Raw genomic sequence first — 22,541 nt, forward strand, 5'->3', positions numbered from 1 at the left:
AGACCCCAAGACTTACGACCCTGAGAGGGATTGACGCATAGTGCTCGACGTCAACTTCTTCGACGAGCTCCGGATCGGCCTGGCCACCGCTGACGACATCCGTCAGTGGAGCCACGGTGAGGTCAAGAAGCCCGAGACCATCAACTACCGCACCCTCAAGCCCGAGAAGGACGGACTCTTCTGCGAGAAGATTTTCGGTCCGACCCGGGACTGGGAGTGCTACTGCGGCAAGTACAAGCGCGTCCGCTTCAAGGGCATCATCTGCGAGCGCTGTGGCGTTGAGGTCACCCGCGCCAAGGTGCGCCGTGAGCGGATGGGCCACATCGAGCTCGCCGCCCCCGTCACGCACATCTGGTACTTCAAGGGCGTCCCGTCGCGCCTCGGCTACCTGCTCGACCTCGCTCCGAAGGACCTGGAGAAGGTCATCTACTTCGCGGCGTACATGATCACGTACGTCGACGAGGAGCGCCGTCAGCGCGACCTGCCGTCGCTGGAGGCCCACGTCTCCGTCGAGCGCCAGCAGATCGAGCAGCGCCGCGACGCCGACCTGGAGGCCCGCGCCAAGAAGCTCGAGTCCGACCTGGCCGAGCTGGAGGCCGAGGGCGCCAAGGCCGACGTGCGTCGCAAGGTGCGCGAGGGTGCCGAGCGCGAGATGAAGCAGCTGCGCGACCGCGCGCAGCGCGAGATCGACCGCCTCGACGAGGTGTGGAACCGCTTCAAGAACCTCAAGGTCCAGGACCTGGAGGGCGACGAGCTGCTCTACCGCGAGCTGCGGGACCGCTTCGGCACGTACTTCGACGGCTCGATGGGTGCCGCGGCGCTGCAGAAGCGCCTGGAGTCCTTCGACCTCGAGGAGGAGGCCGAGAAGCTCCGCGAGATCATCCGCACCGGCAAGGGCCAGAAGAAGACCCGTGCGCTCAAGCGCCTGAAGGTCGTCTCCGCGTTCCTGCAGACCAGCAACAGCCCCAAGGGCATGGTGCTGGACTGCGTGCCGGTCATCCCGCCAGACCTGCGTCCGATGGTGCAGCTGGACGGTGGCCGCTTCGCGACCTCCGACCTGAACGACCTGTACCGCCGTGTCATCAACCGCAACAACCGCCTGAAGCGGCTTCTCGACCTCGGCGCGCCCGAGATCATCGTGAACAACGAGAAGCGCATGCTCCAGGAGGCCGTGGACGCGCTGTTCGACAACGGCCGTCGTGGCCGTCCGGTCACCGGCCCGGGCAACCGTCCGCTGAAGTCCCTCAGCGACATGCTGAAGGGCAAGCAGGGCCGCTTCCGCCAGAACCTGCTCGGCAAGCGTGTGGACTACTCCGCGCGTTCCGTGATCGTCGTCGGTCCGCAGCTGAAGCTGCACCAGTGCGGTCTGCCCAAGGCGATGGCGCTGGAGCTGTTCAAGCCGTTCGTGATGAAGCGCCTGGTCGACCTGAACCACGCGCAGAACATCAAGAGCGCCAAGCGCATGGTGGAGCGCGGCCGCACGGTCGTGTACGACGTCCTCGAAGAGGTCATCGCCGAGCACCCGGTGCTGCTGAACCGTGCTCCCACCCTGCACCGCCTCGGCATCCAGGCCTTCGAGCCGCAGCTGGTCGAGGGCAAGGCCATCCAGATCCACCCGCTCGTGTGCACCGCGTTCAACGCGGACTTCGACGGTGACCAGATGGCCGTGCACCTGCCGCTGTCCGCGGAGGCGCAGGCCGAGGCCCGCATCCTGATGCTGTCCTCGAACAACATCCTCAAGCCCGCCGACGGCCGTCCGGTGACGATGCCGACCCAGGACATGGTGCTGGGTCTGTACTTCCTCACCACGGACGCCGAGGGCCGCGAGATCAAGGGCGAGGACCGCGCGTTCTCCTCGGTCGCCGAGGCGATCATGGCGTTCGACGCCGGCGAGCTGTCGCTCCAGGCGCCGGTCGACATCCGCTTCCCGGTGGGCACCATCCCGCCGCGCGGCTGGGAGCCGCCGGCCCGCGAGGAGGGCGAGCCGGAGTGGCAGCAGGGTGACAGCTTCACCCTGAAGACCACGCTGGGCCGCGCGCTCTTCAACGAGCTGCTGCCCGAGGACTACCCGTTCGTCGACTACGAGGTCGGCAAGAAGCAGCTCTCCCAGATCGTCAACGACCTGGCGGAGCGCTACCCGAAGGTCATCGTGGCGGCGACGCTCGACAACCTGAAGGCGGCCGGCTTCTACTGGGCGACCCGTTCCGGTGTCACCGTGGCCATCTCCGACGTCGTCGTCCCCGAGGCGAAGAAGGAGATCGTCAAGGGCTACGAGGCGCAGGACGAGAAGGTCCAGAAGCAGTACGAGCGCGGTCTGATCACGAAGGACGAGCGGACCCAGGAGCTCATCGCGATCTGGACCAAGGCCACCAACGACGTGGCCGAGGCCATGACGGGCAACTTCCCGAAGACCAACCCGATCTTCATGATGGTCAACTCGGGTGCCCGAGGAAACATGATGCAGATGCGTCAGATCGCCGGTATGCGCGGTCTGGTGTCGAACGCGAAGAACGAGACCATCCCGCGGCCCATCAAGGCGTCGTTCCGTGAGGGTCTGTCCGTGCTGGAGTACTTCATCTCCACCCACGGTGCCCGTAAGGGTCTCGCCGACACCGCCCTGCGTACCGCCGACTCGGGTTACCTCACCCGTCGTCTGGTCGACGTCTCCCAGGACGTCATCATCCGCGAGGAGGACTGCGGCACCGACCGCGGTCTGCGCCTGGCGATCGCCGAGCGCGGCGAGGACGGCTCGCTCATCAAGGCCGAGAACGTCGAGACGTCCGTGTACGCGCGCTGCCTCGCCGAGGACATCGTCGTGGACGGCAAGGTGCTGGCCCCGGCCGGCACCGACCTGGGCGACGTGCTCATCGACGAGCTGATCACCCACGGCGTCGCCGAGGTCAAGACCCGCTCGGTCCTGACCTGTGAGTCCGCGGTCGGCACCTGCGCCATGTGCTACGGCCGTTCGCTGGCCACCGGCAAGCTGGTCGACATCGGTGAGGCGGTCGGCATCATCGCCGCCCAGTCCATCGGTGAGCCCGGTACCCAGCTGACGATGCGTACCTTCCACACCGGTGGTGTGGCCGGTGACGACATCACCCAGGGTCTGCCGCGTGTCGTCGAGCTCTTCGAGGCCCGTACCCCGAAGGGTGTCGCCCCGATCTCCGAGGCCGCCGGCCGCGTGCGGATCGAGGAGACCGAGAAGACCAAGAAGATCGTCATCACGCCGGACGACGGCAGCGACGAGATGGCCTACCCCATCTCCAAGCGCGCCCGTCTGATGGTCAGCGAGGGCGAGCACGTCGAGGTGGGCCAGAAGCTCACCGTGGGTGCCACCAACCCGCACGACGTGCTGCGCATCCTGGGCCAGCGTGCCGTTCAGGTCCACCTGGTCGGCGAGGTCCAGAAGGTGTACAACTCGCAGGGTGTGTCGATCCACGACAAGCACATCGAGATCATCATCCGGCAGATGCTGCGCCGCGTGACGATCATCGAGTCCGGCGACGCCGAGCTGCTGCCCGGCGAGCTGGTCGAGCGCTCCCGCTTCGAGCAGGAGAACCGTCGTGTGGTCCAGGAGGGCGGTCACCCGGCCTCCGGTCGTCCGCAGCTGATGGGTATCACCAAGGCCTCGCTGGCGACGGAATCCTGGCTGTCGGCCGCCTCCTTCCAGGAGACGACCCGAGTCCTGACGGACGCGGCGATCAACGCCAAGTCCGACAGCCTCATCGGCCTCAAGGAGAACGTCATCATCGGTAAGCTCATCCCGGCCGGTACGGGTCTGTCCCGCTACCGCAACATCCGGGTCGAGCCGACCGAGGAGGCCAAGGCCGCGATGTACTCGGCCGTCGGCTACGACGACATCGACTACTCGCCGTTCGGCACGGGCTCCGGCCAGGCCGTTCCGCTGGAGGACTACGACTACGGTCCGTACAACCAGTAAGCGAGTCGCCTGAACACGAAGGGCGGTCACCCCGGTGGGTGGCCGCCCTTCGGCGTGTCCGCAGTCAGAGGCCGGTGCGCAGATAGGGCTCCAGGGCCCGGATGCGGGTGGGGTTGTCGGGGTGCGTGGACAGCAGGCGGGCCAGTCTGCCCGGCTTCTCCAGCCGCTGCCCCGTCGCCCGCGCGTGCGCCTCCAGGGCGTCCTCCTCGGCCTGCAACCGGTACAGCACCTGTGTCATCTGACCGGCGAAGCCCAGGTCGGCGGCCTGCTGGTCGGCGCGCAGCTCGCCCTTGCGGCCCATGTAGGCCAGCAGGTAGGGGGCGAGGACCAGCGGGACGGTGATGTACGGGACCACCAGCATGCCCGCCGTCAGGAGGACCCCCATGAACAGCACCAGGACTCCGGTGGCCGCCGCCGAGAAGACACTGGCGATGACGAGCGCGAACCGGGCGAGGCGCTTGGTCAGCGCCCAGGCGGCGCGGCCCGGCAGGGAGTACCAGTAGCCGAGCAGGCCGGCCCAGGCGTGACCGCCGGTGTGATGGCCGAGTTCGTGGGCGAGTACGGCGGCGAGGTTGCTGCTCGGTATCTCGTTGAGGGCGTACGTGGTGACGCTGACGACGTGACCGGCGACGGCGGACGCGTTCAGCTCGGTGCTGTTCTCGACCATCAGCTCGTAGGAGTGGGCCTCGATGCCCGCGCGGGCGGTGACCTCGCGCCAGACGGGCTCCAGCCGGGCCCGCTCGTCGGCCAGCGGGGCGCGCAGCGTGAGGACGTGGCGGGCGAAGGCCAGCTCGGTGGGCCGGTGGAAGACGAACGCGCCGGAGGCCAGCCACAGCAGGACGGTCACCCAGGCACCGGCCGGGCCGGCCAGGGCCTCGGCGACGGTGGCCACCACGGCCAGGCTCACCAGCAGGCCCGGTACGTGGATCAGCAGCCGCCCGATCGCGGTGGCGTCCGCGCCGCGCTGGTGCTCGGCCACATGGATACGGGAGCCGGCGTGACGGTAGTCGAGGTCGTCGGGGGCTCCGGTGGGCTGTGACGGGACGGCGGCGGTGACGCCGGGGGCGACGCCGGCGGTACCGGCGGGCGGTGGGGTGCCGGGGCCGGCCGGGTGGACGGGCGGGGTGGGGCCGGCGGCCGGGTACGCGGGGGACGGGGCGGTCGGATACGCCGGGGGCAGGGGCGTCGAGTACGCCGGTGGGACGGCCGTCGGGTACTGAGGGGGCGACGGGGCGGAAGAGTACTGCGGGGGCGGTGCGGCCGTCGGATACCGCGGTGGCGGCGGGGCGGCCGGGTACGGGGGTTCCGGTACGGCGGCCGGGTCCGGTGGCTGTGTCATGGGAACTCCTTCGTGCGTGCGGGTCTTGCGAGCCCTCGGGCGGAACGGGGGATCAGCCGGCCAGCAGGCCCGCGGGCAGCAGGACCGTCCCGGCGCAGAAGGCGATCAGGCCGGTGCGGATCCACTGGTGCTTGCGGGCGGCGATACGGCTGGTCTCGGTCAGGGCGACCAGGTGCCCGCCGGCCGGGTCGCGGGCGGTGTCGGCGAGCGCGTCGGCCAGCTGTCCGTCGCGTACGGCGCGCTGGACGTCGCCGAAGTAGCAGAGGGGGCGGCCGGGGGCCCAGCCGTCCTTGCCGTAGCGGGGCAGCACGGCCAGCAGCAGCGCGAGCAGGGACAGGGCGAACGACAGGATCCCGGCCCACCACAGCACCGCGCCCCCCGCCGAGAGGTCCTGCGGGCTCCACTTGCGCCCGGCCATCAGCCCGCTGCACACCCCGGCGGTGATGCCGAGCGCCGCCACCAGCACCGCCGCCTTGCTGTCCGCCCGTGCTATCTCCGCGCGCATGTCGGTGAGGAGGCGTTCGGAGAGCTGATGGCGGACGGCCGTGGCATCGTCCGCGGAAGTCACGCCGGTCCCGATCCCGGCTCCGCGGCTTCACGGTCCGGCGGCCGCGGCGGCGGGGGGACGGCCGGTGCGGCGGGGGCGGCCGACGGGGCAGGGGCGTACGCCGGGGGCGGTGGCGGTGTGACGGGCGCGGGGCCTCCCGTGGCAGCGGGGGCGGCCGCGGGCGCCGCCGGGTCCTCCGCGCCGTACGGCCCTCCGGGAGGCGGGCCGGTGGGCAGTTCGCCCGGAGCCCCCGGGGCGGCCGACCGGCGCTGGATCAGGTCGTCGACCTCCTGGCGGATCTGCTTGAGCGAGGCGGCCTTCTCGTAGTCCTCCAGCTCGTCGCCGCTCATCAGCTCCAGCTGGTCCTTGATGTACGTCAGCTGGTCCCGGTGGATGTTGTCGATCACCAGCCGGGTGTCCTCGGGGTGCGCGGCCAGGTGCAGCGCCCACGCGCCGACGCCGCCGTGCTGGAGGTGGTACTGGTAGAAGTGGATCTTCTCGGCCACCAGCTGCTGGTACTGCCGCTGGCGCAGCATCTCCAGTTCGTGCTGCTGCTGCGCCTGCCGCATCCGGAACTCGTGCTCGGGGTCCAGCAGTTCGGTGCTGTAGCGCAGCTCCCGGCGCCTGCGCCGGTGCTCGATCGCCCCGTCGTCCAGCCTCAGCCGCATCACGCAGGTGACGGCGAGCCCGATGCCCGCCGCGAAGGAGCCGGAGGCGACGGCCTGCTGCACGGCGCTCTCGGCGGCCGGGCTGTCCTCGATGGAGAAGCGCCGGCTGACCGGGCGGGCGAACTGCTGGAGCTCCCGGGCCAGTCGGGTGGGCACGTCCCGCTCACCGCTGCGCACGTACGCCTCCGGATCGGCGACCCGCCAGGTCAGATCGGCGGTCGCGCCGAACGAGAACGCGTCGTCGTCGCTGGGCAGATCGAGATCCAGCCGCACCGGGTGGCTGCCCATGTCGACCTCGTACACCGAGGCGTAGCGGCGGGTGGCCGCCTGTGCGCGGGTGGGCCGGTGCGGCGGGATGTAGACGTCGTACGTGCCGGTCGCCGTGGCGAACACCAGTGCGTGGTCGATCGCGGTGACCGGACGCCGGGCGGCGTAGTCGAACCGGGAGACCGGCCGCACGGTGAGCACGGGGTCGATCAGGGTGCTGTGCCGGTCGGCGGATTGCTGCCACTCCGGCTGACGGCGGAAGTCCGCCATGAGTCAACTCCTCGGCTGTTGCTGGGGGTTCATGGATGGGCTCACCACGGCGAGCAGCCGGTCGGCGACCGGCGGGCGCGGGCCGCCGTCCTCCGCGCGCAGCGTCCGCAGCTCGTGGTCGAGGCGGTGCCGGTCGGCGGCCGTGACGACCAGGGCGGGCAGCAGCAGTTCCAGGGCCTGCGCCGTGGCCGCGCTGCGCTGGGCCGTGTACACCCACACGCGCAGGGCGTTCAGGGCCTGCCGGGTGTGGCCGCGGTCGCCGAGCGCGGTGCGCCAGAGGGTGGCGAGGTCATGGGCCGAGTCCGGCTCGTACATGCCGGTGTCGGCGTACCACTCGACGAGCGCGCCCTCCTCGGTGTTCTCGCAGGCGCGGACGAACGCGGCCAGGGCGAGCGAGCGGACCGACGGGGCGTCCTCCTGCAGCAGCCGGACCAGCTCGGAGAGCATCTCCCCGCGGCGGGTGCCCACCGACAGCAGCAGCGCCGTGGACTCGATCAGGTTGGCGCTCTCGGCGGGACCGCTGTGGTCCGCGCGGGCGCGGGCGGCGAGCGCGCCGAGTGCCGGGCCGGTCAGCTCGGGGCGCAGCGGGGCGAGCAGGCCGAGTGCGCGGATCGCGGTCCAGCGGCGCGCCCAGTGCGGGTCCGTGCACCACTGGGTGAGCAGGCGCAGGACCACGGGCGCGTCGAGGAGCTGGGCGAGCACCAGGGCGTTCGCGGCGGTCACCCGGGGTCCGAACGCCTTCGAGACGGCCCAGCCGTCGATGATCAGCGCCACCGCCGAGGGCAGGTCGGCGCGCGCGAGCAGCGCCGTCGCCGCGGCGACGCGGGTACGGACCAGGGGCCGCCGGTCCCGGGCCAGCTCCTTGAGCCAGGCGACCAGTGCCGGCCGGGCCGAGGGGTGCCCCGTCCACACCTCCGCGAGCAGGGCCCGCGGGGTGTCCTCACGCGGGAAGTAGGCCGTGAACTGCGGGACCGTACCCCACTCGGTCTCCTCGCCGCGCACCTCGCCCTTCGCCCCGGCGCGCTCCAGCCGGGTCTCGGCGGCCAGCGGGGAGAACACGGGGATCTCCGGGGGCCGCTCGGGGTGCTGGAGCCGCTGGAGGTGGACGAGGAGCTTGTCGGCGAGTTCGGCGGCCAGCACGTACGGGGCCCGGTCGAACACCGCGAGGGAGATGAGGAAGGCCTTGTCCCGCAGGTCGGTCCGGGTGTCGCCGAGCCGGTCCCGGCACTGCTTCTCCACCGCCGCCTGCCCGAAGTCCACGAGCCGCGCGTCCGCCGCCGGGCTGCCGTCGTAGCCGGCGAGCGTCGCGGCGAACCCGGCCGCCTCGGCGGGCCGGTGCCCGCCTCGGGCGAGGAAGTCCCGCACGGGCCCGAGCGCGAGCAGCCGCGCCGTGTCGTCGGGGCGTACGGCCGCCAGGTGTGCCCGTACGACGTCCTCGGCGGCCGGTGGTCTCCAGGCGAACGGCGAGACCCCGGACAGGAATGGCGATTTCTCGACGGTGACGACGAGGTAGCCGTCCGCTTTCCGCAGCTGGTCGGCCGCGGCGTACAGATGGGTGTCGCGCAGTGGCCGGTTCCGGGTCAGCGGCAGATCCCGCAGCAGATGCCCGCCCGGCCGGGTGAGCTGCGCGCTCAGCGTGCCCGGCGTCGTCTCCTCCGACAGCGCGTGGACGGCGGGCAGGCCCAGGCGGTGCAGCAGCATCCGCGCGGCCGCGTGGCGCCCGCAGCCGTGCGGGCCGGCCAGGACGAGGACGCGTTCCTCCCGCAACCGCGCGAGGGCGGCGGCGAAGACCGGGCCCTCGGCGAAGCGCTCGGCCAGCGCGTCGAGCTGTTCGCGCGGGATCTCCCCGGCGACGTGCGCGGCGGCCGTCGGCGCGTGGTGATGGATCTCCGTCTTGCCGCCCATGAACACGTCACCGGCGACCTGCCCGCCGGAGACACCGTGCTGGGCGCCGCCGACCAGGCTGCCGCCGAAGGAGGCGGCCGAGCCGAGGATGAAACCGGGCGTGTGCGCGAACAGCTCCCGCTGCGCGGCCCGTGCCTCCTGGGTCCGCTCCTCCATGCCCTCCATGCCCTCCGAGCCCTCGGCGGCCCCGGCCGCCTCGGCCTCGGCGGACACGCCGGGTGAGGGCTGCGCGGCCCGCGGCGGCACGTCGTCGGCGGCGGGCGCCGGCTGTGCGGGCGCCGTCACGCGGGCTCACCGCCCGACCGGCCCAGGTGGACGTCTCCGGTGACCTGACCGCCGGACACGCCGTGCTGGTCACCGGCGACGAGGCTGCCGCCGAAGGAGGGGGAGCCGCCGAGGAAGGTGAGGACGACGCCGCCGGGCGGCTGCGCGCGGGGCGGGGCCTGCGGCCCCGGTGCCGGGTCGTCCCCCGGGTCACCCGGCACCGGGGCTTCCCCCGCCCCCCTGTCACCGTGGTCCTCGGACGCGGCCGTCGCCGTCGCCGTACCGCCCGCCTCACGGGGCGCCGTCCCGCCCTCCCCGGTCCGGGCCGCTCCCGCCGGGAGCGGCCCGTGCAGCCAGGCCCGCAGCGGGCCGTTCTTGCTGACCACCGTCACCAGGTGGAAGTCCTCGGCGGGGATGCCCGCGTGGTCGTGCCGGACGATGCCCGCGTGCACGCTCTCCGACACGCACAGGGCGAAGTCGTCGCGGCGCTCGCGCAGCGCCGCGCGCAGCACGTCGGCGTCGAGCAGGCGGCAGGCGTGGTTCAGATCGGAGCCGACCCAGCCGCCGTGCCCGTCGACGGCGACGTAGCCCGCGGCCACCACCCCGCGCAGCTGGATCTGGGCCGAGCGCGAGGACATGCGGTTGACCTGGCGCAGCTGGGCGGGAACCTCGCGCAGCAGGGCGCGCAGCAGCGCGGTGACCGGCGCGCCCGCGTCGATCAGCTCCATCACGGAGTCCCCGCGGTCCGCGCGCAGCCGCCGCGTTCCGTCGATGCCCGCGGCCTCCAGCGCGCGGTCGGTGATGTCGTAGAGCATCCGGCGCAGGTACGCCTGCTCCACGTCGTCCCGGTCGCTGAACCTCTCGATGTCCAGCAGCAGGATCGTCCGGCTCACGGGGTCCGTCATGGTCGCCTCTCGCGGTGGGGGACGTGCAGACCAGCAGCGTGGGGGCGATGGGCCGGATGTGGTGAGGGAGCCTGACTCACTCGCAGTGTGACCGTGTGCACAGAAGGGGCCGGAGGTCCGGCGGCCCGTTGCGGCCGGCGGGCCGGTCAGTCCTCGTAGGGACCCGGCGGTGCGGGGATACCCGGCGTGGGGCGGCCCGTGGCCGCGATACGGCGCAGGACGCCGGGGCGGAGGATGAGCAGGGTGCGCCGCCCGGTGGCGACGACGTCCTTTTCGCGCAGCTCCTTCAGCAGCCGCTGCACCATCTCGCGGGACGCGCCGATCGAGCCCGCCAGCTCCTGCTTGCTCAGCGGTACGCACACCTCGATGCCGTCGGGGCCGCTCCGGCCGTGGGTGCGGGCCAGGTCCAGCAGGAGGACGGCGAGACGTTCCCGGACGTTCATCGAGGCGAACTCCAGCCGGCGCCGGTCGGCCGCCCGGGTGCGGTCCGAGGTGAGGCCGAGCAGGGCGAACGAGACGGTGGGGGAGCGGTTGAGGAAGTCCTTGAACCGCTCGTGCTCCAGCGCCACCGCCCGGACCGCCTCCAGCGCGGTCACCGTCGCCGACCGGGGCCGGCCGGTGAGCGCGGCCGACTCGCCGACGATGTCGCCGGGGCCGCGCAGCGCGAGCAGCGCCTCGTAGCCGTTGGCGGCGGACGCGGTGACCTTCGTCCAGCCCTCGACCAGGAAGAGGACGTGCGAGGAGGGTTCGCGCTGGTGCAGCAGGATCACCCGCGGGGCGAACACCAGCTCGCGGCCGAGGGAGAGCAGGGCGGTGCGGTCCTCGCTCTCCAGCCGGGCCAGGAAGGGCACCCGGTCGTCGAGGCCACCGTCGCCTCCGTCGTCCAGTGGGTACGCGGCCGTCCTCATCACGCTCAGCCCCCGATCGTCGCAGCGACGGATCAAGCTACTGAACGGGCCGGGTGCAGCCCCGGAAAAGCGCGGAAACCGGCCATGGGGCAGGCCGGGACCCGTAGGGTGAGCGCCGCGAATCTCAGGGTCGCCCCAGGGTCGTCACTGATGCCGTGCCCGCCGTCGCGGCGCATGATGGAGGGACTCCGGTCGTCCGGGAGGTGCCCGTGTCGCAGTTGCCGTATCCGCCGTGGCAGCCCTGGGAGGGGCAGCGCGTTCCGCAGTCGTGGGCCGGTCACCGGGCCCCGTCGATGCTCGCGTCGCACGCCGAGCGGGAGCGGGCCGTGGACGTCCTCAGAGCGGGGTACGCCGAGGGGCGGATGGAGCACGAGGAGTTCGGCAAGCGGGTCGCGCGGGCCTACGCGGCGCGTACGGTGGGGGAGCTGGCGGTGCTCGTCGCCGATCTGCCGCAGGGACCGGTGGAGCGGCCGGCGCCGGCGGTTCCGGCGACGTTCGCGCCGGTTGCGCGGGCGCGGACGAACGGGAAGGCCGTCGGTGCCGCCCTGTGCGGGCTGCTGTGTGTGCCGACCTTCGGGCTCACCGGGATCCCGGCGGTGGTGCTGGGGCACATGGCGCGCTCCGAGATCCGGCACTCCGGGGAAGGCGGTGACGGGCTCGCCCTCACCGGGCTGGTCCTCGGGTGGTTGTACACGGCGGGCTGGGCACTCGTGATGGTGCTGGTGGCCGCCGTGACCGTCACGGTCGGCTGACGTCCGCGTCGCGGTCGGCTGACGGCCCCGAGGCACGTGGAAGAAATGTGTTCGAAGCGGACACGCGCCGTCGATTTGAAGATCACTTACGGACTGGGGTCTTGACATGTCCCGCGTGGCCTTGCGGGCGGCTCCCATTTGTTTTGACCACAGCGAATGCGGTAGGTACGCTCAGACCTTGTGCCTGGGGTGTGCCTTGGCTCTCCTGCGTGCCTTCGACCGCATCGGGAGCTGTGAACGGCCACCGTAATCTGCGCCTCTTTCTGTCAGTCGGCAGGAGTCCGCGGGATTCGACACACCCGACCGCGTGGGTCGGCGACGTTCCAGGTTAGCTGTACCCATCGGCACACAGAAACCGGAGAAGTAGTGCCTACGATCCAGCAGCTGGTCCGCAAGGGCCGGCAGGACAAGGTCGAGAAGAACAAGACGCCCGCACTCGAGGGTTCCCCTCAGCGTCGCGGCGTCTGCACGCGTGTGTTCACGACCACCCCGAAGAAGCCGAACTCGGCCCTCCGCAAGGTCGCGCGTGTGCGTCTGACCAGCGGGATCGAGGTCACGGCCTACATTCCGGGTGAGGGACACAACCTGCAGGAGCACTCCATCGTGCTCGTGCGCGGCGGCCGTGTGAAGGACCTGCCGGGTGTTCGCTACAAGATCATCCGCGGCTCGCTCGACACCCAGGGTGTCAAGAACCGCAAGCAGGCCCGCAGCCGTTACGGCGCCAAGAAGGAGAAGTAAGAATGCCTCGTAAGGGCCCCGCCCCGAAGCGTCCGGTCATCGTCGACCCGGTCTACGGCTCCCCTCTGGTGACCTCCCTGATCAACAAGGTGCTGCTGAACGGCAAGCGCTCCACCGCCGAGCGCATCGTCTACGGCGCCATGGAGGGCCTGCGCGAGAAGACCGGCAACGACCCGGTCATCACGCTGAAGCGCGCTCTCGAGAACATCAAGCCGACCCTCGAGGTCAAGTCCCGCCGTGTCGGTGGCGCCACCTACCAGGTCCCGGTCGAGGTCAAGCCCGGCCGTGCCAACACCCTGGCGCTGCGCTGGCTGGTCGGTTACTCCCGCGCCCGTCGCGAGAAGACCATGACCGAGCGTCTGCTCAACGAGCTCCTCGACGCGTCCAACGGCCTCGGTGCCGCTGTGAAGAAGCGCGAGGACACGCACAAGATGGCCGAGTCCAACAAGGCCTTCGCGCACTACCGCTGGTAGTCGCTACCCACATCGAGACCGAGAGAAGACTGAAGCCTTATGGCTACCACTTCGCTTGACCTGGCCAGGGTGCGCAACATCGGCATCATGGCCCACATCGACGCGGGCAAGACGACCACCACCGAGCGGATCCTGTTCTACACCGGTGTGTCCTACAAGATCGGTGAGGTCCACGACGGCGCTGCCACCATGGACTGGATGGAGCAGGAGCAGGAGCGTGGCATCACGATCACCTCTGCTGCCACCACCTGCCACTGGTCGCTGGACGACGTCGACCACACCATCAACATCATCGACACGCCGGGTCACGTCGACTTCACCGTCGAGGTGGAGCGCTCCCTGCGCGTGCTCGACGGTGCCGTGACGGTGTTCGACGGCGTCGCCGGCGTCGAGCCGCAGTCCGAGACGGTGTGGCGTCAGGCGGACCGCTACGGCGTTCCGCGTATCTGCTTCGTCAACAAGCTCGACCGCACCGGTGCCGAGTTCCACCGCTGTGTCGACATGATCAGCGACCGGCTGGGTGCCCAGCCGATCGTGATGCAGCTGCCGATCGGCGCCGAGGCCGACTTCAAGGGTGTCGTGGACCTGGTCCGCATGAAGGCGCTCGTGTGGTCCGCCGAGGCGACCAAGGGCGAGATGTACGACGTCGTCGACATCCCGGCCACGCACACCGAGGCCGCTGAGGAGTGGCGCGGCAAGCTGCTCGAGGCCGTCGCCGAGAACGACGAAGAGATCATGGAGCTGTACCTGGAGGGCCAGGAGCCCACCGAGGAGCAGCTGTACGCGGCCATCCGCCGCATCACGATCGCTTCCGGCAAGGGCCAGGGCACCACGGTGACCCCGGTCTTCTGCGGCACCGCCTTCAAGAACAAGGGCGTCCAGCCCCTGCTCGACGCGGTCGTGCGCTACCTGCCGTCGCCGGTCGACATCGAGGCCATCGAGGGCCACGACGTCAAGGACCCCGAGACGGTCATCAAGCGCAAGCCGTCCGACGACGAGCCGCTGTCGGCGCTGGCGTTCAAGATCATGAGCGACCCGCACCTCGGCAAGCTCACCTTCGTCCGCGTGTACTCCGGCCGCCTGGAGTCCGGCACCGCCGTGCTGAACTCCGTCAAGGGCCGCAAGGAGCGCATCGGCAAGATCTACCGCATGCACGCCAACAAGCGTGAGGAGATCGAGTCGGTGGGCGCCGGCGACATCGTCGCCGTCATGGGCCTGAAGCAGACCACCACCGGTGAGACCCTGTGCGACGACAAGGCGCCGGTCATCCTGGAGTCCATGGACTTCCCGGCGCCGGTCATCCAGGTCGCCATCGAGCCCAAGTCGAAGGGCGACCAGGAGAAGCTGGGCGTCGCGATCCAGCGCCTGGCCGAGGAGGACCCGTCCTTCCAGGTCCACTCGGACGAGGAGACCGGCCAGACCATCATCGGTGGCATGGGCGAGCTGCACCTCGAGGTGCTGGTCGACCGTATGCGCCGTGAGTTCAAGGTCGAGGCCAACGTCGGCAAGCCGCAGGTCGCGTACCGCGAGACCATCCGCAAGTCGGTCGAGAAGGTCGAGTACACCCACAAGAAGCAGACCGGTGGTACCGGCCAGTTCGGCCGCGTCATCATCTCGATCGAGCCGATCGAGGGTGGCGACGCCTCCTACGAGTTCGTCAACCAGGTCACTGGTGGTCGTATCCCGAAGGAGTACATCCCGTCGGTCGACGCCGGCTGCCAGGAGGCCATGCAGTTCGGCATCCTCGCCGGTTACGAGATGACCGGCGTGCGCGTCACGCTGCTCGACGGTGCCTACCACGAGGTGGACTCCTCCGAGCTCGCGTTCAAGATCGCCGGTTCGCAGGCCTTCAAGGAGGCCGCGCGCAAGGCCAGCCCCGTTCTCCTTGAGCCGATGATGGCCGTCGAGGTCACCACGCCCGAGGACTACATGGGTGAGGTCATCGGTGACATCAACTCCCGCCGTGGCCAGATCCAGGCCATGGAGGAGCGGGCCGGTGCCCGCGTCGTGAAGGGCCTCGTGCCCCTCTCGGAGATGTTCGGTTACGTCGGCGACCTGCGCAGCAAGACGTCCGGCCGCGCCAGCTACTCCATGCAGTTCGACTCCTACGCCGAGGTTCCGCGGAACGTCGCCGAGGAGATCATCGCGAAGGCCAAGGGCGAGTAACGGACCTCGCGTCCACGCCGTAGGCTTGACTCCGGAGCCTCGTGGGGCAAACAGCCGCATCACGGATGTTTGCCCCCGGGATCCGGGACATCCAGCAAAGATCACCTGGCGCCGATGAAGTAAGGCGTACCAGAACCACTCCCAGGAGGACCCCAGTGGCGAAGGCGAAGTTCGAGCGGACTAAGCCGCACGTCAACATCGGCACCATCGGTCACATCGACCACGGTAAGACGACCCTCACGGCCGCCATTACCAAGGTGCTGCACGACGCGTACCCGGACCTGAACGAGGCCACCCCGTTCGACAACATCGACAAGGCGCCCGAGGAGCGTCAGCGCGGTATCACCATCTCCATCGCGCACGTCGAGTACCAGACCGAGGCGCGTCACTACGCCCACGTCGACTGCCCGGGTCACGCGGACTACATCAAGAACATGATCACGGGTGCGGCGCAGATGGACGGCGCCATCCTCGTGGTCGCCGCCACCGACGGCCCGATGCCGCAGACCAAGGAGCACGTGCTCCTGGCCCGCCAGGTCGGCGTTCCGTACATCGTGGTCGCCCTGAACAAGGCCGACATGGTGGACGACGAGGAGATCCTGGAGCTCGTCGAGCTCGAGGTCCGTGAGCTCCTCTCCGAGTACGAGTTCCCCGGCGACGACGTTCCGGTCGTCAAGGTCTCCGCTCTCAAGGCCCTCGAGGGCGAGAAGGAGTGGGTGGACTCCGTCCTCAACCTGATGAAGGCCGTCGACGAGTCGATCCCGCAGCCGGAGCGCGACGTCGACAAGCCGTTCCTCATGCCGATCGAGGACGTCTTCACCATCACCGGTCGCGGTACGGTCGTCACCGGCCGTATCGAGCGTGGTGTCCTGAAGGTCAACGAGACCGTCGACATCATCGGCATCAAGACCGAGAAGACCACCACCACGGTCACCGGCATCGAGATGTTCCGCAAGCTGCTCGACGAGGGCCAGGCCGGTGAGAACGTCGGTCTGCTCCTCCGTGGCATCAAGCGCGAGGACGTCGAGCGCGGCCAGGTCATCATCAAGCCGGGTTCGGTCACCCCGCACACCGAGTTCGAGGCCCAGGCCTACATCCTGTCGAAGGACGAGGGTGGCCGCCACACCCCGTTCTTCAACAACTACCGCCCGCAGTTCTACTTCCGTACCACGGACGTGACCGGCGTTGTGCACCTCCCCGAGGGCACCGAGATGGTCATGCCGGGCGACAACACCGAGATGCGCGTCGAGCTGATCCAGCCCGTCGCCATGGAGGAGGGCCTGAAGTTCGCCATCCGTGAGGGTGGCCGGACCGTGGGCGCCGGCCAGGTCACCAAGATCCTGAAGTAAGTTCCGCTTGCTTGAGGGTCACGTGATCTGAGTGGCTCGAAGGGGCCCGTACGACTTCGGTCGTACGGGCCCCTTTGCCGTGCCCGCCGGGCGTTCAGGAGACCGGGTCCGCCTCGGGCCGCAGCCCGAGGCGGAGCAGGGCGAGGACGATCCTGGTGTCCGTGAGCAGGTCACCAGCGACCAGCGGTCTCCTCCGCCCCAGGGGCACCGGACGTCATCGATGGAAGTCGTACTCGTGGCGGAGGCAGCCGCCGTTCACGCGCAGGACGGGACGGTCCGAGTACCAGTCGGGGGCGAGGGTCAGGCGGATGCCGTCGGTGGTGGTGGAGATGCCCGGCAGGCCGGAGTCCTTGTCGGGTTCGACGCGTTCGACGTCCAGGCCGCGTTCGCTCCAGGTCCGGTGGAGGTTCTCCACGGCCCGCAGGTACGCGGACCGGTCGGTGAAGTCCAGGGACCACTCGTACGAGGGCTCGTCGCGGGTGACCCCGGTGTCGTCGAAGCCGAAGTCGTCCACGCAGGAGCCGCTGACCTCGTCCAGGACCCCGTCCCCGGCGGCGGGCGCCGGGCTCAGGTCGCGCAGCGCCTCCTCGCCCGCCTCCTCGGTCGCGGCCACCCGCTCCCGGTACTCCGCGGCGGACAGCACCGGGCCGCCCGCGAAGGACTGGCACGCGGACGCGCCGAAGGCGATGAGCAGGACGACGGTGATGCCGAGGAGCGCGGGGAGGACGGCGCGGGGCAGCGCCGGGTGGCGGCGGGACGTCCGTGTGGCCATGGAGTCGATCCAAGCGGCCGGGCGGGGGCCGGGGGAGGGCGGAGATACCCGGGTGGAGTGAGGAGAACGCCTCAGTTGCGCGGAACCGCTTGTGCGGCCGTCAGCGAACGGCTTAGGAATGATCACGCCCTTGCCGTCCGGTGGTTCCCCTGCCCCCCTCCTTCGCGTCGTCCCGCCCTTCCCTGCCCTGAGCCAGAGAGTGAAGCCGTGAGTACTCGTCCGTCATCCGAACAGCCCGGCGAACAGCCCTCGATATCGGACGAGGAGCTGGAGGCCTTCCTCCGCGCGGCCGCGGAGGGCGGAGGAGCCGGCGACGCGCCCAAGGAGCCGTCCGCACGGGCGCGCATGGTGGCCCGCCGGCTGCGGGAGCAGGGCGCCGCGGACCCGCCGGGCTGGCGTACGGGCCCCCCGGGGGAGGAGGCGCGGGGCCGCGCCCGCCGCAGGCGCGGGTGGGGACCGGCGCTCGGCGTGCTGCTGACCGTGGGCCTCGCCGTGGTCGCGATCCGGCCCTCGCTGGTCCTGGACCACCTGCCGGGCGGGGACGACACCCCCCGGCCGGCCTCCACCTCCGCGTCCCCCGCCGGCTCCGCCGCGGGCGGCCCCACCCTCGACGCCCCGTTCCGCGGCTCGCCCGCCCGCGCCTGGGCCGAGGGCGCGGACGCGATCGACCTCCCGGCGGCCGAGGCGGTCGGCGGCATGAGCGAGAAGGACGTGGAGCTGGCCCTGCGCCGCACCAAGGAGTTCCTGGTCGCGGCCAACCTCGACCCGGAGGTACGGCGCGGCGGGCACCCGGAGAAGGCCCTGGCCCTGCTCGACCCCCGCCAGCCGGACATGCTCCCCGACGCGCGCCGCTCCCTGCGTTCCCCGGACCGCGAGCACGACCCGGTCGCCCTGTTCACGCGCTTCGACCCGGACGAGGTGCGTCCGGTCGGGGACGTGGTCAAGGTGCGCGGCACGATGACCTACGAGGCCGGCGAGCCCGGCCAGGTCCGCGTACGCGCCGATTACACCTTCGTCTACCCCGTGACGAAGGCCGAGCGCGGCGCCGACCGCGTCTCCCGCACCATCGTCCGCCGCGAGCTGGTCCTGCTCCTCTCCGACCCCGCCCGCTGGACGGCCACCCCCGGAAAGCTCCAGGTCGAGCGCTACGACGCCGCGTTCTTCAACGTCTCCTGCGAGAACGAGGGCGGCTTCCTGCACCCGTCCTTCCCGTCCTCCGCCCCCACCGCCTCCCCGCCCACCGGCCCGGACACGGACCCCTACGACCGCGAGACACCGCTGGGCGAGGTGCTCGACGGCGAGGACTGCGGGACGGTGACGCGCACCTGAACCCGGGCGGCGCACCCCGAGTGCCCACCGCGAGCGCGACTTCCCCGGCTGCCGCTGCCAGGCCCACGCCCTCACCGGCGGCGCCGCCCGCCCGGACCCCGTCCGCCGGGCCCCGGACCACGCACTGATCCGCACCCTGACCGGCACTCCGGCGACCGCACCCGCCCCGGTCACGCGCCGCGCCTACGGTCACCCGAAGGGGGGCGCCGGGTCCGGACGGCCTCGCCCTACCCGGCGGCCGGGGGTCGTGCACCGCACCGGCCAAGCATGTCCATGCCGGTCAACCGTGGCAGGTGTTTGACCTGCGTCACGTTCGGGGTATTCTCTCCGGCTCGATTGGCGTCGGCCCTACCCCGTGTGGCAGACTGTCCGAGTTGCTCGGTCGAGTGTTGATGCTGCGCGCCTCCCGCCGGGAGGACCGGAAGCGAGTCCCACAGTACTCGTCGTCCTAACTGCCACACGGCAGCGCTGGGGCGGACGTACGGGAATCTTCCGGGAAGCGTCGGTGCGGCACCGGCCAGGCACCCGGTGGGCTTCTCGCCTCCGGCCTGCGGTTCCGTGAGGGCCGTGTGCATTCCCCGCAGGGATGTTCGAACAAGGGACATCTGTGTCAGCGGGAGCGCGACACGCCCGACCGCGTGGGTCGGAGAAACCGAAGAAGAATCCGGGTTCCAGAGCTGTAGAGAGACAGGACTACGAAGTAGCCATGGCGGGACAGAAGATCCGCATCCGGCTCAAGGCCTACGACCACGAGGTCATCGACTCCTCGGCGAAGAAGATCGTCGAGACGGTGACCCGTACCGGTGCGTCGGTCGCGGGCCCGGTGCCGCTGCCCACTGAGAAGAACGTGTACTGCGTCATCAAGTCGCCGCACAAGTACAAGGACTCGCGCGAGCACTTCGAGATGCGCACGCACAAGCGCCTGATCGACATCCTCGACCCGACCCCCAAGACCGTTGACTCTCTGATGCGACTCGACCTCCCGGCCGGTGTCGACATCGAGATCAAGCTCTGAGGCTGGTGGGCTGAGAATGGCTAAGCAGATCAAGGGCATCCTGGGCGAGAAGCTCGGTATGACGCAGGTGTGGGACGAGAACAACCGCGTTGTTCCCGTCACCGTCGTCAAGGCCGGGCCCAACGTCGTCACCCAGGTCCGTACGAACGACGTCGACGGCTACGAGTCCGTCCAGATCGCCTTCGGCGAGATCGACCCGCGCAAGGTGAACAAGCCCCTCAAGGGCCACTTCGCCAAGGCCGACGTCACCCCGCGTCGTCACCTCGTCGAGATCCGCACGTCGGACGCCTCCGAGTACACGCTGGGCCAGGAGATCACCGCCGAGGTGTTCGAGGCCGGCACGAAGGTCGACGTCACCGGCAAGAGCAAGGGCAAGGGCTTCGCCGGTGTCATGAAGCGTCACAACTTCGGTGGCCTCGGCGCCGGTCACGGCACCCAGCGCAAGCACCGCTCCCCCGGTTCCATCGGTGGCTGTGCCACCCCGGGCCGTGTGTTCAAGGGCCTCCGCATGGCGGGTCGCATGGGCAACGAGCGGGTCACCACCCAGAACCTGACCGTCCACGCCGTTGACGCGGAGAAGGGTCTGCTGCTCATCAAGGGCGCGGTTCCCGGTCCGAACGGCGGCCTCGTCCTGGTCCGCACCGCGGCCAAGGGGGCCTGAGGTAACCGATGAGCACTGTTGACATCCTTTCGCCGGCGGGCGACAAGGCCGGTTCCGTCGAGCTCCCCGCGGAGATCTTCGGCGTTGAGAAGGTCAGCATCCCGCTGATCCACCAGGTCGTCGTCGCGCAGCTGGCCGCCGCCCGTCAGGGCACGCACAAGACCAAGACCCGTGGCGAGGTCCGCGGCGGTGGCAAGAAGCCGTACCGCCAGAAGGGCACCGGCCGCGCCCGTCAGGGCTCGACCCGCGCGCCGCAGTTCGCCGGTGGTGGCGTCGTGCACGGTCCCGTGCCGCGCGACTACTCGCAGCGCACCCCGAAGAAGATGAAGGCTGCCGCTCTGCGTCACGCCCTCACCGACCGGGCGCGTCACAACCGCATCCACGTCGTCACCGGCGTGGTCGAGGGCGAGACCCCCTCCACGAAGGCCGCCAAGAGCCTGTTCGGCAAGATCAGCGAGCGCAAGAACCTGCTCCTGGTCGTCGACCGCTCCGACGAGGCCGCGTGGCTGTCCGCCCGCAACCTGCCCCAGGTCCACATCCTGGAGCCGGGCCAGCTGAACACGTACGACGTTCTCGTCTCGGACGACGTGGTCTTCACCAAGGCCGCCTTCGAGTCCTTCGTGTCCGGCCCGAAGGCCAATGACACCGAAGGGAGCGAGGCCTGATGGCTATCCGTCACCCCGCCATTGCCTCCAAGGCCGCCAAGGCCGCCAAGGCCGCGCGCGTCGCCAAGGCGCGTCGCCACGCCGCCGAGGGCAAGAACACCGTCGTCACCCCGGCGAGCAAGGCGTACACGGATCCCCGTGACGTCCTGATCAAGCCGGTCGTGTCCGAGAAGAGCTACGCGCTCCTCGACGAGAACAAGTACACGTTCATCGTCGACCCGCGGGCCAACAAGACCCAGATCAAGGAGGCCGTGCAGTCGGTCTTCTCGGTCAAGGTCACCGGGGTCAACACGATCAACCGCCAGGGCAAGCGCAAGCGGACCCGCACCGGCTTCGGCCAGCGTGCCGCCACCAAGCGCGCGATCGTGACCCTCGCCGAGGGCGACCGTATCGACATCTTCGGCGGTCCGACCTCCTGACGGAGGTCCGGATCGTCCGATATCGGACGAGGACTGAGAAATGGGTATCCGCAAGTACAAGCCGACGACTCCTGGCCGTCGTGGCGCCAGCGTCGCCGACTTCGTCGAGGTCACGCGGTCCACGCCGGAGAAGTCGCTGGTCCGCCCTCTGCACAGCAAGGGCGGCCGTAACAACGCCGGTCGTGTGACCGTCCGCCACCAGGGTGGTGGCCACAAGCGCGCCTACCGTGTGATCGACTTCCGTCGTCACGACAAGGACGGCGTGCCGGCGAAGGTCGCGCACATCGAGTACGACCCCAACCGCACGGCGCGTATCGCGCTGCTGCACTACGCCGACGGCGAGAAGCGCTACATCCTCGCGCCGCGCGGCCTGCAGCAGGGCGACCGCATCGAGAACGGTCCCGGGGCCGACATCAAGCCGGGCAACAACCTGGCCCTCCGCAACATCCCGGTCGGTACCACGATCCACGCGATCGAGCTCCGTCCCGGTGGCGGTGCCAAGTTCGCCCGTTCCGCCGGTGCCTCCGTGCAGCTGCTCGCGAAGGAGGGCGCCTACGCCCACCTGCGCATGCCGTCCGGCGAAATCCGTCTGGTCGACGTCCGCTGCCGCGCCACCGTTGGCGAGGTCGGCAACGCCGAGCAGTCGAACATCAACTGGGGTAAGGCCGGCCGCAAGCGCTGGCTGGGCGTTCGCCCGACCGTCCGTGGTGTGGTCATGAACCCGGTCGACCACCCGCACGGTGGTGGTGAGGGCCGGACCTCCGGTGGCCGCCACCCGGTCTCCCCGTGGGGCAAGAAGGAAGGCCGTACTCGTTCGCCCAAGAAGGCGTCGAACAAGTACATCGTCCGCCGCCGCAAGACGAACAAGAAGCGCTAAGGACGGGTTGAGATGCCTCGTAGCTTGAAGAAGGGGCCCTTCGTCGACGACCACCTGATGAAGAAGGTGGACGCCCAGAACGAAGCCGGCACCAAGAACGTCATCAAGACCTGGTCCCGTCGCTCGATGATCGTCCCGGCCATGCTGGGCCACACGATCGCGGTGCACAACGGCAAGACCCACATCCCGGTGTTCGTCACCGAGTCGATGGTCGGCCACAAGCTCGGCGAGTTCTCGCCGACCCGCACCTTCCGGGGCCACGTCAAGGAAGACCGGAAGTCGAAGCGCCGCTAGTAGCGGATCGCATTCAGA

Annotated in this window: 20 protein-coding genes and 1 pseudogene; 14 read left to right on the top strand and 7 right to left on the bottom strand. The window is 70.2% G+C overall.

Features of this window, described 5'->3' with window-relative positions:
* Positions 1-40 precede the first annotated feature (40 nt).
* Positions 41-3,940, top strand: coding sequence for a DNA-directed RNA polymerase subunit beta' (locus G7Z13_RS20870; protein ID WP_166001499.1), 3,900 nt, complete (start codon positions 41-43; stop codon positions 3,938-3,940).
* A 64-nt stretch (positions 3,941-4,004) separates the two neighbouring features.
* Here the strand turns inward: G7Z13_RS20870 and G7Z13_RS20875 are convergent, their stop codons facing one another.
* From G7Z13_RS20875 to G7Z13_RS20900, 6 genes are all read right to left on the bottom strand, one after another.
* A complete protein-coding gene (locus G7Z13_RS20875) occupies positions 4,005-5,279 on the bottom strand; it encodes a M48 family metalloprotease (RefSeq protein WP_166001501.1) in 1,275 nt (424 codons plus the stop codon).
* A gap of 52 nt (positions 5,280-5,331) precedes the next feature.
* Complete coding sequence (locus tag G7Z13_RS20880) at positions 5,332-5,784, bottom strand: Pycsar system effector family protein (RefSeq protein ID WP_240926513.1); 453 nt, start codon at positions 5,782-5,784, stop codon at positions 5,332-5,334.
* Positions 5,785-5,843: 59 nt separating this feature from the next.
* A complete protein-coding gene (locus tag G7Z13_RS20885; RefSeq protein WP_165994892.1) occupies positions 5,844-7,031 on the bottom strand; it encodes a PE-PGRS family protein in 1,188 nt (395 codons plus the stop codon).
* 3 nt (positions 7,032-7,034) lie between these two features.
* Positions 7,035-9,221: a hypothetical protein gene (locus tag G7Z13_RS20890; RefSeq protein ID WP_166001505.1), complete on the bottom strand. Its 2,187-nt coding sequence runs from the start codon at positions 9,219-9,221 to the stop codon at positions 7,035-7,037.
* Positions 9,218-10,105, bottom strand: a complete 888-nt coding sequence (locus G7Z13_RS20895; RefSeq protein ID WP_166001507.1) for a hypothetical protein — start codon at positions 10,103-10,105, stop codon at positions 9,218-9,220. The genes G7Z13_RS20890 and G7Z13_RS20895 overlap by 4 nt, the downstream gene beginning before the upstream one ends.
* A gap of 146 nt (positions 10,106-10,251) precedes the next feature.
* Positions 10,252-11,013 carry a Crp/Fnr family transcriptional regulator gene (locus tag G7Z13_RS20900; RefSeq protein WP_166001509.1) on the bottom strand — a complete coding sequence of 254 codons (762 nt, stop codon included), beginning with the start codon at positions 11,011-11,013 and terminating at the stop codon, positions 10,252-10,254.
* 209 nt (positions 11,014-11,222) lie between these two features.
* On the opposite strand from G7Z13_RS20900, the gene G7Z13_RS20905 reads away from it, so the two are divergent.
* The 5 genes from G7Z13_RS20905 (at position 11,223) to tuf (ending at position 16,491) form a co-directional block, all read left to right on the top strand.
* The gene (locus G7Z13_RS20905) at positions 11,223-11,765 is read left to right on the top strand and encodes a DUF1707 and DUF4190 domain-containing protein (RefSeq protein ID WP_240926289.1); all 543 of its coding nucleotides are present in this window, start codon (positions 11,223-11,225) and stop codon (positions 11,763-11,765) included.
* 366 nt (positions 11,766-12,131) lie between these two features.
* Positions 12,132-12,503: a 30S ribosomal protein S12 gene (rpsL, locus tag G7Z13_RS20910; RefSeq protein ID WP_003948652.1), complete on the top strand. Its 372-nt coding sequence runs from the start codon at positions 12,132-12,134 to the stop codon at positions 12,501-12,503.
* A 2-nt stretch (positions 12,504-12,505) separates the two neighbouring features.
* Positions 12,506-12,976 (top strand): 30S ribosomal protein S7, encoded by a 471-nt coding sequence (rpsG, locus tag G7Z13_RS20915; RefSeq protein WP_029386961.1) that lies wholly within the window; start codon positions 12,506-12,508, stop codon positions 12,974-12,976.
* Positions 12,977-13,015: 39 nt separating this feature from the next.
* Entirely contained in the window at positions 13,016-15,142 is a 2,127-nt protein-coding gene (gene fusA, locus G7Z13_RS20920) for an elongation factor G (RefSeq protein WP_166001511.1), read from the top strand.
* Positions 15,143-15,297: 155 nt separating this feature from the next.
* On the top strand, positions 15,298-16,491 hold the full coding sequence (tuf, locus tag G7Z13_RS20925; protein WP_166001513.1) for an elongation factor Tu: 1,194 nt from the start codon (positions 15,298-15,300) through the stop codon (positions 16,489-16,491).
* Positions 16,492-16,705: 214 nt separating this feature from the next.
* On the opposite strand, the gene G7Z13_RS20930 is transcribed toward tuf, so the two are convergent.
* Positions 16,706-17,263 (bottom strand): hypothetical protein, encoded by a 558-nt coding sequence (locus G7Z13_RS20930; protein WP_166001515.1) that lies wholly within the window; start codon positions 17,261-17,263, stop codon positions 16,706-16,708.
* A gap of 207 nt (positions 17,264-17,470) precedes the next feature.
* Here G7Z13_RS20930 and G7Z13_RS20935 point away from each other — a divergent pair, with 207 nt between their 5' ends.
* The 8 genes and pseudogenes from G7Z13_RS20935 to rpsS all read left to right on the top strand — a co-directional run bounded on the left by G7Z13_RS20935 (position 17,471) and on the right by rpsS (position 22,523).
* Positions 17,471-18,592, top strand: coding sequence for a hypothetical protein (locus tag G7Z13_RS20935; RefSeq protein ID WP_166001516.1), 1,122 nt, complete (start codon positions 17,471-17,473; stop codon positions 18,590-18,592).
* A 28-nt stretch (positions 18,593-18,620) separates the two neighbouring features.
* A pseudogene (locus tag G7Z13_RS33765) lies at positions 18,621-18,893 on the top strand (hypothetical protein); the annotation flags it as partial.
* A 405-nt stretch (positions 18,894-19,298) separates the two neighbouring features.
* The gene (rpsJ, locus tag G7Z13_RS20945) at positions 19,299-19,607 is read left to right on the top strand and encodes a 30S ribosomal protein S10 (protein ID WP_003948644.1); all 309 of its coding nucleotides are present in this window, start codon (positions 19,299-19,301) and stop codon (positions 19,605-19,607) included.
* A 16-nt stretch (positions 19,608-19,623) separates the two neighbouring features.
* Positions 19,624-20,268 (top strand): 50S ribosomal protein L3, encoded by a 645-nt coding sequence (gene rplC, locus G7Z13_RS20950; RefSeq protein WP_166001518.1) that lies wholly within the window; start codon positions 19,624-19,626, stop codon positions 20,266-20,268.
* Between the two features lie 8 nt (positions 20,269-20,276).
* On the top strand, positions 20,277-20,933 hold the full coding sequence (gene rplD / locus G7Z13_RS20955; RefSeq protein WP_166001520.1) for a 50S ribosomal protein L4: 657 nt from the start codon (positions 20,277-20,279) through the stop codon (positions 20,931-20,933).
* On the top strand, positions 20,933-21,352 hold the full coding sequence (gene rplW / locus G7Z13_RS20960; RefSeq protein ID WP_166001522.1) for a 50S ribosomal protein L23: 420 nt from the start codon (positions 20,933-20,935) through the stop codon (positions 21,350-21,352). The genes rplD and rplW overlap by 1 nt, the downstream gene beginning before the upstream one ends.
* 40 nt (positions 21,353-21,392) lie before the next feature.
* The gene (rplB, locus tag G7Z13_RS20965) at positions 21,393-22,229 is read left to right on the top strand and encodes a 50S ribosomal protein L2 (RefSeq protein ID WP_043503324.1); all 837 of its coding nucleotides are present in this window, start codon (positions 21,393-21,395) and stop codon (positions 22,227-22,229) included.
* A gap of 12 nt (positions 22,230-22,241) precedes the next feature.
* Positions 22,242-22,523, top strand: coding sequence for a 30S ribosomal protein S19 (rpsS, locus tag G7Z13_RS20970; protein ID WP_006130777.1), 282 nt, complete (start codon positions 22,242-22,244; stop codon positions 22,521-22,523).
* The last annotated feature ends 18 nt before the right edge of the window (positions 22,524-22,541 follow it).

It is taken from the genome of Streptomyces sp. JB150, assembly GCF_011193355.1.
Classification (GTDB): Bacteria; Actinomycetota; Actinomycetes; order Streptomycetales; family Streptomycetaceae; genus Streptomyces.